The organism is Pseudomonas sp. LB3P14 (genome assembly GCF_054898045.1).
The window spans coordinates 4,753,766-4,766,832 of sequence record NZ_CM142714.1; the positions used below are offsets into that span (position 1 = coordinate 4,753,766).

11 protein-coding genes are annotated in these 13,067 nt (G+C 60.0%); all 11 read right to left on the minus strand.

The window, feature by feature from the left end:
* Positions 1 to 123 precede the first annotated feature (123 nt).
* The 11 genes from ACYZT5_RS21800 to ACYZT5_RS21850 all read right to left on the minus strand — a co-directional run bounded on the left by ACYZT5_RS21800 (position 124) and on the right by ACYZT5_RS21850 (position 13,044).
* The gene (locus ACYZT5_RS21800) at positions 124 to 1,416 is read right to left on the minus strand and encodes an adenylosuccinate synthase (RefSeq protein ID WP_010464193.1); all 1,293 of its coding nucleotides are present in this window, start codon (positions 1,414 to 1,416) and stop codon (positions 124 to 126) included.
* Between the two features lie 54 nt (positions 1,417 to 1,470).
* Positions 1,471 to 2,658, minus strand: coding sequence for an ATP phosphoribosyltransferase regulatory subunit (locus ACYZT5_RS21805; RefSeq protein ID WP_007939588.1), 1,188 nt, complete (start codon positions 2,656 to 2,658; stop codon positions 1,471 to 1,473).
* A 318-nt stretch (positions 2,659 to 2,976) separates the two neighbouring features.
* Positions 2,977 to 3,846 (minus strand): protease modulator HflC, encoded by an 870-nt coding sequence (gene hflC / locus ACYZT5_RS21810; RefSeq protein ID WP_462047355.1) that lies wholly within the window; start codon positions 3,844 to 3,846, stop codon positions 2,977 to 2,979.
* Complete coding sequence (gene hflK, locus ACYZT5_RS21815) at positions 3,846 to 5,015, minus strand: FtsH protease activity modulator HflK (RefSeq protein WP_462047356.1); 1,170 nt, start codon at positions 5,013 to 5,015, stop codon at positions 3,846 to 3,848. Before hflK ends, hflC begins: the two co-directional genes overlap by 1 nt.
* 96 nt (positions 5,016 to 5,111) lie before the next feature.
* Positions 5,112 to 6,413 carry a ribosome rescue GTPase HflX gene (gene hflX / locus ACYZT5_RS21820; RefSeq protein ID WP_462047357.1) on the minus strand — a complete coding sequence of 434 codons (1,302 nt, stop codon included), beginning with the start codon at positions 6,411 to 6,413 and terminating at the stop codon, positions 5,112 to 5,114.
* A 12-nt stretch (positions 6,414 to 6,425) separates the two neighbouring features.
* On the minus strand, positions 6,426 to 6,686 hold the full coding sequence (hfq, locus tag ACYZT5_RS21825; RefSeq protein WP_007902656.1) for an RNA chaperone Hfq: 261 nt from the start codon (positions 6,684 to 6,686) through the stop codon (positions 6,426 to 6,428).
* Positions 6,687 to 6,780: 94 nt separating this feature from the next.
* Positions 6,781 to 7,752 carry a tRNA (adenosine(37)-N6)-dimethylallyltransferase MiaA gene (gene miaA, locus ACYZT5_RS21830; protein WP_462047358.1) on the minus strand — a complete coding sequence of 324 codons (972 nt, stop codon included), beginning with the start codon at positions 7,750 to 7,752 and terminating at the stop codon, positions 6,781 to 6,783.
* Positions 7,752 to 9,662 carry a DNA mismatch repair endonuclease MutL gene (gene mutL, locus ACYZT5_RS21835; RefSeq protein ID WP_462047359.1) on the minus strand — a complete coding sequence of 637 codons (1,911 nt, stop codon included), beginning with the start codon at positions 9,660 to 9,662 and terminating at the stop codon, positions 7,752 to 7,754. The genes miaA and mutL overlap by 1 nt, the downstream gene beginning before the upstream one ends.
* Complete coding sequence (locus ACYZT5_RS21840) at positions 9,659 to 11,086, minus strand: N-acetylmuramoyl-L-alanine amidase (RefSeq protein ID WP_462047360.1); 1,428 nt, start codon at positions 11,084 to 11,086, stop codon at positions 9,659 to 9,661. Before ACYZT5_RS21840 ends, mutL begins: the two co-directional genes overlap by 4 nt.
* Positions 11,087 to 11,557: a tRNA (adenosine(37)-N6)-threonylcarbamoyltransferase complex ATPase subunit type 1 TsaE gene (gene tsaE / locus ACYZT5_RS21845; protein ID WP_462047361.1), complete on the minus strand. Its 471-nt coding sequence runs from the start codon at positions 11,555 to 11,557 to the stop codon at positions 11,087 to 11,089. It lies immediately after the preceding gene.
* Positions 11,545 to 13,044, minus strand: a complete 1,500-nt coding sequence (locus ACYZT5_RS21850; protein WP_462047362.1) for an NAD(P)H-hydrate dehydratase — start codon at positions 13,042 to 13,044, stop codon at positions 11,545 to 11,547. Before ACYZT5_RS21850 ends, tsaE begins: the two co-directional genes overlap by 13 nt.
* Positions 13,045 to 13,067 lie beyond the last annotated feature (23 nt).

Sequence of the window (13,067 nt, forward strand, 5' to 3'; positions counted from 1 at the left end):
AAATTGATGGCACACCAGAAAAGATGCACTTAATGAAGATCACAGCAAAGGTCATGCCGTCCAACGGGCCTAAACGACAAAGGACCCAATTAAGGGCCCTTTGTGTTTTACATCAACGACTTATTAAGCGAACGGGTGACGCAAAACGATGGTTTCGTTGCGGTCCGGGCCCGTCGAAATAATGTCAATCGGCGCACCGACCAACTCTTCGACGCGTTTGATGTAGTTGCGAGCAGCTTGCGGCAGCTCTTCCAGGGTCTTGGCACCGACGGTGGATTCGGTCCAGCCTGGCATCTCTTCGTACACCGGCTCCAGGCCGATGTAGCTGTCGGCGTCAGTCGGTGCGTCGATCACTGCACCATCCTGGTTCTTGTAGCCAACGCAGATGTTGATAGTTTCCAGACCGTCCAGCACGTCCAGCTTGGTCAGGCACAGGCCCGAGATGCTGTTGACGTCGATAGCGCGGCGCAAGATGACGGCATCGAACCAGCCGCAACGACGGGCACGGCCAGTGGTAGCGCCGAACTCGTGGCCACGCTTGGCCAGGAAAGCACCCACGTCGTCGAACAGCTCAGTCGGGAATGGACCCGAACCCACGCGAGTGGTGTAAGCCTTGGTGATGCCGAGGATGTAATCCAGGTACATCGGACCAAAACCCGAACCGGTGGCGATGCCGCCTGCAGTGGTGTTGGAGCTGGTGACGTACGGGTAGGTACCGTGGTCGATGTCCAGCAGGGAGCCTTGGGCGCCTTCGAACATGATGTCTTTGCCAGCACGACGCAGCTCGTGCAGCTCAGCGGTGACGTCGAGCATCATCGGCTTGAGCAGCTCGGCGTATTCCATGCACTCGTCGAGCGTCTTCTGGAAGTCGATTGCTGGTTCTTTGTAGTAATTGACCAGTACGAAGTTGTGGTAATCCAGCAACTCGCCCAGCTTGGCGGCGAAACGCTCACGGTGGAACAGGTCACCGATGCGCAGGCCACGACGTGCAACCTTGTCTTCGTACGCCGGGCCGATGCCGCGACCGGTGGTACCGATCTTCAGCTCGCCACGGGCCTTTTCACGAGCCTGGTCCAGCGCTACGTGGTAGGACAGGATCAGCGGGCAGGAAGGGCTGATACGCAGGCGCTCACGCACCGGTACGCCTTTCTCTTCCAGCTTGATGATTTCCCGCAGCAGAGCGTCGGGTGCAACCACCACGCCGTTGCCGATCAGGCACTGCACGCCTTCGCGCAGCACGCCCGACGGAATCAGGTGCAAGACGGTTTTTTCGCCATCGATCACCAGGGTGTGACCAGCGTTGTGACCACCTTGGTAGCGCACTACGGCGGCAGCATGTTCGGTCAGCAGATCAACGATCTTGCCTTTGCCCTCATCACCCCATTGGGTGCCCAGGACTACGACATTCTTACCCATAACACTTGTCCTCATTCGCGCAAACTTGGTGCCGGCCGTGGCCGGCAGGAAAACTCAAGAAGCCAGTGGCGATACTTGCCAAAGCCCGTTCTGCTGAATCAATTGCCGGTCGCAGTCCGCTTCACGGGCGGCGGCCAAAGGTTGCCCAGGCAATGCCTGAACGACACGCTGACCCTCACTGCGCAACTGGCAAACCTGCTGCCAGAGTGCCGCATCCGTACTGTCAGGCATCCAGATACCGCCAGACGGTAACTCGATCTCAGCACGCCCCAGGGTCACCAGGGTTTTCAAATCGGTAGAGAAGCCAGTTGCCGGACGAGCGCGACCGAAGTCGGCACCGATGTCGTCGTAACGACCGCCCTGAGCAATGGACTGGCCAACACCCGGTACGAACACCGCGAACACCACACCGGTGTGGTAGTGGTAGCCGCGCAACTCGCCCAGGTCGAAATACAGCGGCAACTCCGGGAAACGCGTGGACAGACGCTCGGCAATTGCCAGCAGGTCGTCCAGAGCGGCCAGTACCGGTGCCGGCGCATTCGCCAGACGCTCGCGGGCAGCGCTCAATACTTCTCGGCCGCCACACAGGTCGACCAACGCCCGCAACATGCCCGACAGATCGGCAGGCAAGCCTTCGGTCAAGGTAATGACCTCATCGATGGCTTTACGTTGCAACGCGTCGAACAACTGTTGCTCAACTTCACCGGACAAACCGGCGGCGCGAGCCAGGCCGCGGTAGATACCCACATGACCGAGGTCCATGTGCACATCCGGCACATCGGCCAGTTGCAGCATAGCCAGCATCAGGCTGATGACCTCCACGTCGCTGCTCGGGCTGGCATCGCCGTACAACTCGGCGCCCAGCTGGATCGGGCTACGCGAGGACGACAAGGCGCGCGGCTGAGCGTGCAGCACGCTACCGGCATAGCACAGGCGACTCGGGCCTTCGCGACGCAAGGTGTGCGCATCGATGCGCGCTACTTGCGGCGTGATGTCGGCACGGAAACCCATCTGCCGGCCCGACTGCGGGTCGATGACCTTGAAGGTACGCAAATCGAGGTCCTGGCCCGCGCCGGTCAGCAGGGATTCCAGGTACTCGATATGGGGAGTCACGACAAACTCGTAACCCCAGCTCTGGAACAGATCCAACACCTGACGACGCGCTACTTCGATGCGCGCCGCTTCTGGTGGCAGTACTTCTTCGATGCCATCTGGCAGCAGCCAGCGGTCTACCGTTGCCATTACGCCATTCCCCTATGATCCGGGCGACAAGCCTTTGGGCGAGCCTTGAGTGAAGCAGAAAATGATCGGCTCATGCGCACAGATCCACGCGCATGAACAACGGGGCGAAAAGCCTGAAATCGGCTTCGCCAACCACTTTCCTCGAAAAACCTGTCGAGTCATTCAACTCGGGCGCCTGCATAAAAACAGCAATCAAACGTGCAGACGCAAAAAAGCCGGGAATTTCCCGGCTGCCGCATCATACACACGTTTTCCCAAAGGATCACCCCGCCCGAGGCTTTAGCCGCCAGGCGGGGGATGATTCAGGTCAACGTCGTATCAAGGCTTGGCTTTTTCCAGGTAACGGAAGAAGTCGCTGCTTGGGTCCAGGACCATGACGTCGGATTTGTTCGCGAAACTTTCACGGTAGGCACGCAGGCTACGATAGAAACCGTAGAACTCCTGATCCTGGCCGTAGGCCTTGGAGTAGATCGCAGCAGCCTGGGCATCACCGTCACCGCGAACCTCTTCGGACTCACGATAGGCTTCAGCCAGTAACACACGGCGCTGACGATCGGCGTCGGCACGAATGCCTTCTGACAGCTCGTTACCCTTGGCGCGATGCTCGCGAGCTTCACGCTCACGCTCGGAACTCATGCGCTCGAACACGCTGCGGTTCACTTCTTTCGGCAGATCGATGGCCTTGACCCGAACATCGACAACTTCAATGCCCAGCTCTTTTTCCGCCATCTTGTTCAGCGAAGCGGTGATATCGGTCATCAGCGCATCGCGCTCACCGGAAACCACTTCGTGCAGCGTGCGCTTACCGAACTGGTCACGCAGGCCCGATTCCAGACGACGGGAAAGACGCTCGTCGGCAATCTGCTTGAGACCGGAGGTCGCGGTGTAGTAACGCTCAGCGTCCTTCACGCGCCATTTGGCGTAGGCATCGACCATGACGGCTTTCTTTTCCAGCGTCAGGAAGCGTTGTGTCGGTGCATCCAGTGTCATCAGGCGTGCGTCGAATTTGCGCACCTGGTTAACGTAAGGCACTTTCACATGCAGGCCTGGCTGAACATCAGTCTGGACCACACGACCGAACTGCAGCAGCACCGCACGCTCGGTCTGAGCCACGATGTAGAAGCAGTTCCAGGCAGCGATCGCCACGACGACGCCGACTATAAGGGCGATCAGCGATTTATTGCTCATCAGCGACTCTCCCTGGTGCGTGCTTGCTGTTGCTGCAGATCGGCTGCACGCACATTCGCTTCATTGCTGGTGGCTGCCGCGCCAGTCACCGGAGTGCTGGTGTTGCGACCACTTTCGACCATCTTGTCCAGCGGCAAGTAGAGCAGATTGCTCTGGCCATTCTTGTTGCCGGTCACGAGAACCTTGCTGGTATTGCTGAAGACTTCCTGCATGGTGTCCAGGTACAGACGCTCGCGGGTGACTTCGGGAGCCTTGCGGTACTCGCTCACCAGTTTGGTGAAGCGATCGGCTTCACCCTTGGCGCGCGAGACGGTTTCGTCACGGTAACCATTGGCATCTTCGATGATGCGCTGGGCCTGACCACGGGCTTCCGGCACAACGCCGTTGGCGTAGGTTTCAGCCTGGTTACGCGAACGCTGCTCGTCTTCACGGGCGCGGATCACGTCATCGAAGGCTTCCTGCACTTCACGCGGTGCTGCTGCGCTCTGTACGTTGACCTGAGTGACGGTGATACCGGTGCGATAGGTATCCATGAAGCGTTGCAGACGCTCCTTGATTTCGCTGGCCATCAATTCACGACCTTCGGTCAGCACCTGATCCATCGCGGTGGAACCCACCACATGGCGCAAGGCACTTTCGGTCGCGTGCTGCAGGCTGATTTCCGGCTGATCAACGCTCAGCACGAAGTCCTGCAGATTGCTGATCTTGTACTGCACGGTCAGCGGCACTTCGACGATGTTCTCGTCTTCAGTCAGCATTTGACCCTGCTTGGTATAGGCACGCTCACGCGTGACGTTTTCCAGGTACTTGCGATCGATCGGCGGGAAATAGATGTTCAGGCCCGGGCCGACAGTTTCGTAGTACTTGCCGAAGCGCAGCACCACGGCTTGCTCCTGCTCGTCGACTACATAGACCGCGCTGTACAGCCATACAGCCGCCAACACGACCAGGCCGATGCCGAGCAGACCGCCGAAGCCGCCACTCCTGCCCGAACCACCGCCGTCATCACCGCGTTTTTTACCACCACCGAACAACCCGTTCAGGCTTTCCTGCAGCTTTCGGAAGGCCTCGTCGAGATCCGGTGGTCCCTTGCGGTCGCCGTTATTGCGGCGCTTGCCACCCCAAGGATCCTGATTATTCGAGTTGCCACCCGGCTCATTCCAAGCCATAGCGCTCTCCATCTGATAAAGCAAAGACGCACCCACGGCGCGCCGACCAATGCTACAGAATGCCTGTCACTGCGGCACAACCGCTTTCTCAGGCTTTTATTGCAAAGTGTGTTGCTCGATGAATTCCATCGGTTGCAGACCTTCGCGGCTCACCAGTCGATTCAACTCGACCCGTGGCAAGCGAACAGCCAGCAGGCTGATGCCTTCTTCGTCGTGTTCTTCTTTCTGCACCGCACCGAGTTCGAAAAACTGCGCACGCAGTCGAGCAAAACGTTGCGGCAAGCGCAAGGTGCCAACAAACAAATCATCCCCGAGCAGCTCGGCCACCGCCTGCTTGAGCAGGTCCAGGCCAGTACCATCCTTGGCCGACAACCAGACCCGCTGCGGCTTGCCGTCGGCATCGCGCTGGATCTGCGGCTCTACCCCCTCGAGCAAATCGAGTTTGTTGTATACCTCAAGGATCGGCAAGTCTTGAGCCCCGATCTCCCCGAGCACCACCATGACCTGTTCAATCTGGGCCATCCGCTCGGGTTCATGGGCATCGATCACGTGCAGCAGCAGGTCGGAGGTGCTCGACTCTTCGAGCGTAGCCCGAAATGCCTCGACCAGTTTGTGCGGCAGGTGGCGAATGAAACCCACGGTGTCGGCCAGCACGATCGGCCCGAGGTCATCGAGTTCGAGTCGGCGCAGGGTCGGGTCGAGGGTGGCGAAGAGTTGGTCAGCCGCGAAGACGTCGGAGTCGGTCACCGAGTTGAACAGCGTCGATTTGCCGGCGTTGGTATAACCCACCAGTGAAACCGTCGGAATGTCAGCCCGTTTGCGCCCGCGACGAGACTGCTCGCGCTGGCTGCGAACCTTTTCCAGGCGCCCTTTGATCTGCCGCAGGCGAACCCGCAACAGGCGCCGGTCGGTTTCGAGCTGGGTTTCACCCGGACCGCGCAGACCGATACCGCCCTTCTGCCGCTCAAGGTGAGTCCAGCCACGAACCAGCCGCGTACTCATGTGCTCAAGCTGGGCCAGTTCGACCTGGAGCTTGCCTTCATGGGTGCGGGCGCGTTGGGCGAAGATGTCGAGAATCAGACCCGTGCGGTCGATCACGCGACACTCGAAAACACGTTCGAGGTTACGTTCCTGACTGGGCGTGAGGATGTGATTGAAAATCACCAGATCAACCTGCTCGGCTTTGACCAGGTCGCGTAACTCTTCGACCTTGCCGCTGCCAATCAGGTATTTGGCGGTTGGCCGATGACGCGGCACGTTGAAAAACGCGACGGTCTCGGCGCCAGCCGAAATTGCCAACTCCTGAAACTCCTGCGGATCTTCGCGCGCCTCAGGGTCCTGACCATCCAAGTGAACGAGAATTGCCCGCTCACCACCACCGTGGCGCTCAAAGAACAAAGGAGACTCCTATCAGGCGTTACCTGGCTCAGCGTCACCTGCTTCGGATTCGGTTGCGCTAGGCAGACGAATTGGACGAACCGGCACCACTGTAGAGATAGCGTGTTTGTAAACCATCTGGCTGACGGTGTTTTTCAGCAGGATAACGAACTGGTCGAAAGACTCGATCGTACCTTGCAGTTTGATCCCGTTGACCAGGTAGATGGAAACCCCCACTTTCTCTTTACGTAAAGTATTCAAGTAAGGGTCTTGTAGCGAATGCCCTTTTGACATGTGCCGCACTCCTTTAAGGATTCAATATAAAAAATAGGTAAACAGATGGCTTGTGGCCGTCACACCCCCGAGGATAGACGGCAATTGCAAGGACTCAGCTCAATATGGAGATGGTCCCGAGGTATTTCAAGGCGCGCGGCAGATTGTCGCAATCCAGGCTGTCCAACCAGTGTAAATCAGCCCAACTGCGCAGCCAGGTGAACTGGCGCTTCGCCAATTGGCGCGTGGCAATGATTCCACGCTCCTGCATCTCGGCTTGCGTCAGCTTGCCATCCAGGTAGTCCCAGACTTGTCGGTAGCCTACTGCACGTATAGACGGCAACCCGGCATGCAGGTCACTTCGCTTACGCAGGGCTACGACCTCGTCAATGAATCCCTGTTCCAACATATTCGTGAATCTTTGTTTAATTCGCTCGTGCAATACCTGGCGATTTGCCGGAGCAATGGCCAAGTTCGCGACAGTATAGGGCAATTGTTGCAGTCCCGAAGCGGCTGCTTCAGTACTTTGCGCAGATTGTCGCAACCTTAGTGCAGTCATGCTCTGACCGCTGACACGATAAACTTCCAGCGCTCGACTGAGTCGCTGTGGGTCGTTCGGATGAATCCGCGCGGCAGATTCCGGATCGATGACCGCCAATTGATCGTGCAGGGCTTGCCAGCCAAGGCGTGCAGCTTCTTCTTCGATCTGTGCGCGGACGTCCGGATCGGCCGCGGGCATGTCTGCCAGACCTTCAACCAAAGCCTTGTAATAGAGCATTGTGCCGCCCACCAGCAGCGGAATTTTGCCCCGCGCGGTGATCTCGGCCATGGCTTCAAGGGCGTCACGACGGAAATCTGCGGCCGAATAGCTCTCTGCCGGGTCGAGAATATCGATCAACCGGTGCGGGAACTCAGCCAAAAGCGCTTTGGAAGGCTTGGCGGTGCCGATGTCCATGCCACGGTAGACCAGCGCCGAATCGACGCTGATCAGCTCGCAAGGCAAGACTTTAGTGAGTTCAATGGCCAGGTCGGTCTTGCCGGCGGCCGTCGGCCCCATCAGGAAAATCGCAGGGGGGAGCTGGTTCATCAACGACCGCGCAAGAACAGTTTGTCCAGATCGTCCAGGCCCAGTTGGGTCCAGGTCGGTCGGCCATGGTTGCATTGACCGCTGCGCTCGGTGTTTTCCATGTCGCGCAGCAGACCGTTCATTTCCGGCAGGGCCAGACGCCGATTCGCACGAATCGCGCCATGGCAGGCCATGGTGCCAAGCAGTTCGTTCAGGTGCGCCTGAATCCGGTCGCTGGTGCCGTATTCCATCAGATCCGCCAGTACGTCACTGACCAATCGATTGGCCTCTGCCTGCTTAAGCAGTGCCGGGATCTGCCGGATGGCCAGGGATTCCGGCCCCAGACGTTGCAACTCAAAGCCCAGGCGCTGAAACCACGCGACGTGTTCTTCGGCGCAATCGGCCTCACGCTGACTGACCGCCAGGGATTCCGGCACCAGCAACGGCTGGCCGCTCAGGCCTTCGCTGGCCATGGCGATTTTCAGGCGCTCGTACATGATCCGCTCGTGGGCGGCGTGCATGTCCACCAGCACCAGGCCCTGGGCGTTTTCCGAAAGAATGTAGATGCCTTTGAGCTGCGCCAGTGCATAACCCAGCGGCGGAATATCGTCCTGCCCGGCCGGAAGTGCGACAGCATTCGCTTCTGGCAACGGCGCAAAGAACTCACGGTAGGCAGCCTGAGCTTCAGCCGCAGGCACACCCGATTGAGGCCGCGGCGAGTACTGATATTGATAACCAGCGCCAGCGCCCGAGCCTGCCGGCGTATTGAACGACGGCTGGGCCTGAGGCTGTTCCAGCAACGCATTGGCCGCCAGACGCATTTCGCCCTGCGGACCGAACTCGCCAGCATCAATGCCGGTGGGTCGAACGATGGCCGTCGCCACCGGCGTGGCCAAATGATCTTCCGGCCGTACATCGCCCAAGGCGCGGTGCAGGGTGCCATAGAGGAAATCATGAACCATGCGCCCGTCACGGAAGCGCACTTCGTGCTTGGTCGGGTGCACATTGACGTCGACGCCTGCCGGGTCGACCTCGAAAAACAGCACGAACGTCGGGTGCCGACCGTTGAACAGCACGTCGCGATAGGCCTGGCGCACCGCGTGGGCCACCAGTTTGTCGCGTACCGCACGGCCATTCACAAAGAAATACTGCAAATCCGCCTGACTGCGATTGAACGTCGGCAAGCCGACCCAACCCCACAAATGCAGACCATTGCGCTCGATCTCGATCGGCAGCGCCTGCTCGAGGAAACCCGAACCGCAAATCGCCGCCACACGCCGGGCACGGGCCGCGTCGTCATGGGCTTCGTGCAGGCTGAGGATGGTTTTGCCGTTGTGGCGCAAATGGAACGCCACGTCGAAACGCGCCAGGGCCAGACGCTTGATCACTTCTTGCAGGTGATCGAATTCGGTTTTTTCGGTCTTGAGAAATTTGCGCCGCGCCGGAGTGTTGAAGAACAGGTCGCGCACTTCCACCGACGTGCCCACCGGATGGGCTGCCGGCTGCACGCGAGGCGCCATGTCCCGGCCTTCGGTTTCTACCTGCCAGGCCTGATCGGCCTCTTTCGTGCGAGAGGTGAGGGTCAGGCGGGCCACGGAGCTGATCGACGCCAGTGCCTCACCGCGAAAACCGAGGCTCATGACCTGCTCGAGGTCTTCCAGGTTGCGGATCTTGCTGGTGGCGTGACGCGCCAGAGCCAGCGGCAGGTCATCGGCGGAAATGCCGCTGCCGTCGTCGCGAACCCGCAGCAGCTTGACGCCGCCCTGTTCCACATCGACGTCGATGCGCTTGGCGCCGGAGTCGAGGCTGTTTTCCAGCAGCTCCTTGATCACCGAGGCCGGGCGCTCAACCACCTCCCCGGCGGCAATCTGGTTCGCCAGTCGCGGGCTGAGCAGCTCGATGCGAGCCGTGTTGGTCAGCACCTGGTTCATTCTTTGGCCGCCAGTTCAGTGCCGGGGATGGTCAGGGTCTGACCGATTTTCAGCTCGTCACTCTGCAGGTTGTTGGCGCTGCGCAGGGTGGCTGGAGACACCTGATAACGCACAGCGATCATCGCCAACGTCTCGCCCGGGCTCACCCGATGGTCACGTGGACCTTGAACGATTTTGCCGGAATCACGCAGCCAGGCGATGTAAGTGCCCGGCGGCGGATTCTGCTGGAAGAACTGACGCACGCCGCTGCTGATCGAACGTGCCAGCGCCTGCTGGTGGTTCGCTGCGGCAAGCTTGGAAGCTTCGTTGGCGTTGGAGATAAATCCGGTTTCCACCAGGATCGATGGAATATCCGGCGACTTCAGCACCATGAACCCGGCCTGTTCCACGCGCTGTTTGTGCAACGGCGTGACGCGGCCGATGTTGCTAAGAACCTTTTGGCCAACGTTAAGGCTGGACGTGAGGGATGCCGTCATCGACAGATCGAGCAATACGCCCGCCAGCATGCGGTCCTTGTCGTCGAGGCTGACGTTGCCGGCACCACCGATCAAGTCGGAACGGTTTTCACTGTCGGCCAACCAACGGGCCGTTTCCGAGGTAGCCCCGCGATCAGACAGGGCGAACACCGAGGCACCGAAAGCAGCGGCCGAAGGCGCGGCGTCGGCGTGAATCGAAACGAACAGGTCAGCGCCCTTCTTGCGGGCGATTTCAGTACGGCCGCGCAATGGGATGAAGTAGTCGCCGGTGCGGGTCAGTTCGGCGCGGAAGCCTTTCATGCCATTGACCTGACGCTGCAGTTCGCGGGCGATGGCCAGCACCACGTCTTTTTCACGCTGGCCGCGAGAGCCCGAGGCACCCGGGTCTTCGCCGCCGTGACCGGCATCGATGACCACAACGATGTCGCGCTTGCCAGCCGGGGCTGGCGGCAGCTTCACCGCGGGTTCCACCGGCGTGACCGGCACCGGGGCTACCGTCGCAACATTGGTCGGCGCTGGAATTGGCGCGGCGTCGGCGGCGTTATCGAACAAGTCGACCACCAGGCGATTGCCGTACTGGGCGTTTGGCGCCAGCGTAAAGCTTTTCGGCGTCACGGCTTTTTTCAGGTCGATGACTACCCGCAGGTCGGTCGGCGTACGTTGGGCCGAGCGCATGGCGGTGATCGGAGTGTTCGAGGTGTTTACATTCAGCGGCGCCCCAAGAGACGCGCCATTGATGTCGATGACCAGCCGATCCGGGGTGGTCAGGGTAAAGACGCTGTGCTGGACAGGCCCTGTCAGGTCGAACACCAATCGCGTGTTGTCCGGAGCCCGCCACAGGCGAACGCTGCTGACCTTCGTCTCGGCCACAGCGTCGACGGTCACCGCCAAAAACAACAATCCTACGGCAGCTACCATCGCGCGAAAGCGCATACCTAACCCCATCATTTAATTGGATTCCAATGCCAAAGCGGCACACCACGACTCGCCACGCGAGCCCTGGGACGAAATTTTCAGCGAACGCCCGCTGTCTTGCGGGCTAATGGTAATGGTCAGGTCGGGCTTTGGCAAAAAGCCTGCACCCTTTCGGGGCCATTCGATCAGGCACAAGGCGTCATCTTCGAAGTAGTCGCGGATACCGAGGTATTCCAGCTCTTCAGGGTCGACCAAGCGATAGAGGTCGAAATGGAAGGCCCGGACGTCACCAATCTCGTAGGGTTCGACCAGCGTGAACGTCGGACTTTTCACCGCGCCCACATGCCCCAAGCCACGGATGATGCCCCTGGACAACGTGGTTTTCCCCGCCCCCAGATCCCCTTCCAGAAAAATCAGACCGTGCCCTTGAGTGGTTTTTGCGATGCGCTCGCCAAATGCGGTCATCGCCTCTTCATCAGCCAGGTACAGGGTTACTTCAGACACGGTGCTTGCTCCTCCAACAACTGACGAATGGCTGGAATCAGATCACTGGCCGCCAGCCCACGGCCCGTTTTACCTTCTTGCTCGCCGGCATTGGCGTGCAGCCAGACGGCCAGGCAGGCGGCGTCGAACGCCTCCATGCCTTGAGCCAGCAACGCACCCACCAGACCGGCCAGCACATCACCCAAACCAGCGGTGGCCATGGCCGGATGCCCCTGATGACACAACGCCAGGCGCCCATCGGGGCTGGCGACCAGGCTGCCGGCGCCTTTCAAAATGACTACAGCTGTGTATTTTTTGCTCAATGCGTGAGCGGCAGCGGGACGGTCAGCCTGAACGTCGGCAGTCGATATCCCCAGCAGTCGCGCCGCCTCGCCAGGATGCGGTGTGATCACGCAGTCCTTGGGCAAGCTCACAAGCTCTTCAGCCAGCATATTTAACGCATCGGCGTCCCAGACTTGCGACAGCGGCGCATTGGCAGCCGCCGACAAAAGACTGCGCCCCCAGGAAGCCTGACCTAAGCCTGGGCCGACAACCAGCACGGAAACCTTTTGAAGCAGTCCCATCAGTTGATTGGCTGACGAAGTACCCAACACCATGGCTTCGGGAATTCTGGCCAACGCGGCCGGAACATGTTCACTGCGTGTGGCCACGGACACCATCCCGGCACCGCTACGCAGCGCACTATGCGCACTCAGCAGGATGGCGCCGCCAAAACCGCGATCACCGCCGATTAGCAGGACGTGGCCGAATTTGCCTTTATGGGAGGTGGGAGGGCGAGCCGCCAGACGCGGCACGTTACCGGTCGTCAGACGACGGGCAGTGGCGGCGACCCCGTTAAAAGACTCGGGGGAGGCTTGCAGATCATTGAAGACCCGTTCGCCAACCAGATCCGCAGCGTCTCCCGTGAAAAGACCCAACTTCAAACCAATGAAGGTTACGGTCAGATCAGCTCGAACGGCAGCGCCGAGTATTCGGCCGGTATCAGCGCACAACCCCGACGGGATATCCACTGCCGCAACCGGCAGCCCACTGGCATTGATCGCCGCGATCACACTGGCGTAAGGCTCTCGCACCTCTCCTGTCAGACCGGTGCCGAGCAAGGCATCCAGCACGATACCGCGCAACTCCGAATGTGCGTTCCAGGCTTGAACCGCGACACCCTCGGACACGGCCTCGGCATGGGCCAATGCCGCGTCACCTTGTAAACGCTGGGGATCACCCGCCGTCAACACCCGCACATGCCAGCCAGCACGTCGCGCCAGCACGGCCACCAGATAACCGTCGCCGGCGTTATTGCCGTGGCCGGCCACAACACTCAACTCGTTCGCCGTCGGCCAATGACGGACCAGCGCGCGCCAGGTCGCCCGCGCCGCGCGCTGCATCAATTCGAAGCCCGATGTACCGGCCGCGATCAGGCTCGCATCGAGGGCTCGGACTTGCGCGGAACTGTACAGCGCGTCGGGTAAATCATCTTTAGTCTGCGGCATGCGTCTTCGGGCTCCGATGTCTG

Bases quoted from the DNA above. Each gene is read 5' to 3' on its own strand.
- ACYZT5_RS21800 (WP_010464193.1), bottom strand. From the start codon at position 1,416: ATGGGTAAGAATGTCGTAGTCCTGGGCACCCAATGGGGTGATGAGGGC.
- hflK (WP_462047356.1), bottom strand. From the start codon at position 5,015: ATGGCTTGGAATGAGCCGGGTGGCAACTCGAATAATCAGGATCCTTGG.
- ACYZT5_RS21805 (WP_007939588.1), bottom strand. From the start codon at position 2,658: ATGGCAACGGTAGACCGCTGGCTGCTGCCAGATGGCATCGAAGAAGTA.
- miaA (WP_462047358.1), bottom strand. From the start codon at position 7,752: ATGAACCAGCTCCCCCCTGCGATTTTCCTGATGGGGCCGACGGCCGCC.
- hflC (WP_462047355.1), bottom strand. From the start codon at position 3,846: ATGAGCAATAAATCGCTGATCGCCCTTATAGTCGGCGTCGTCGTGGCG.
- mutL (WP_462047359.1), bottom strand. From the start codon at position 9,662: ATGAACCAGGTGCTGACCAACACGGCTCGCATCGAGCTGCTCAGCCCG.
- ACYZT5_RS21850 (WP_462047362.1), bottom strand. From the start codon at position 13,044: ATGCCGCAGACTAAAGATGATTTACCCGACGCGCTGTACAGTTCCGCG.
- hfq (WP_007902656.1), bottom strand. From the start codon at position 6,686: ATGTCAAAAGGGCATTCGCTACAAGACCCTTACTTGAATACTTTACGT.
- ACYZT5_RS21840 (WP_462047360.1), bottom strand. From the start codon at position 11,086: ATGATGGGGTTAGGTATGCGCTTTCGCGCGATGGTAGCTGCCGTAGGA.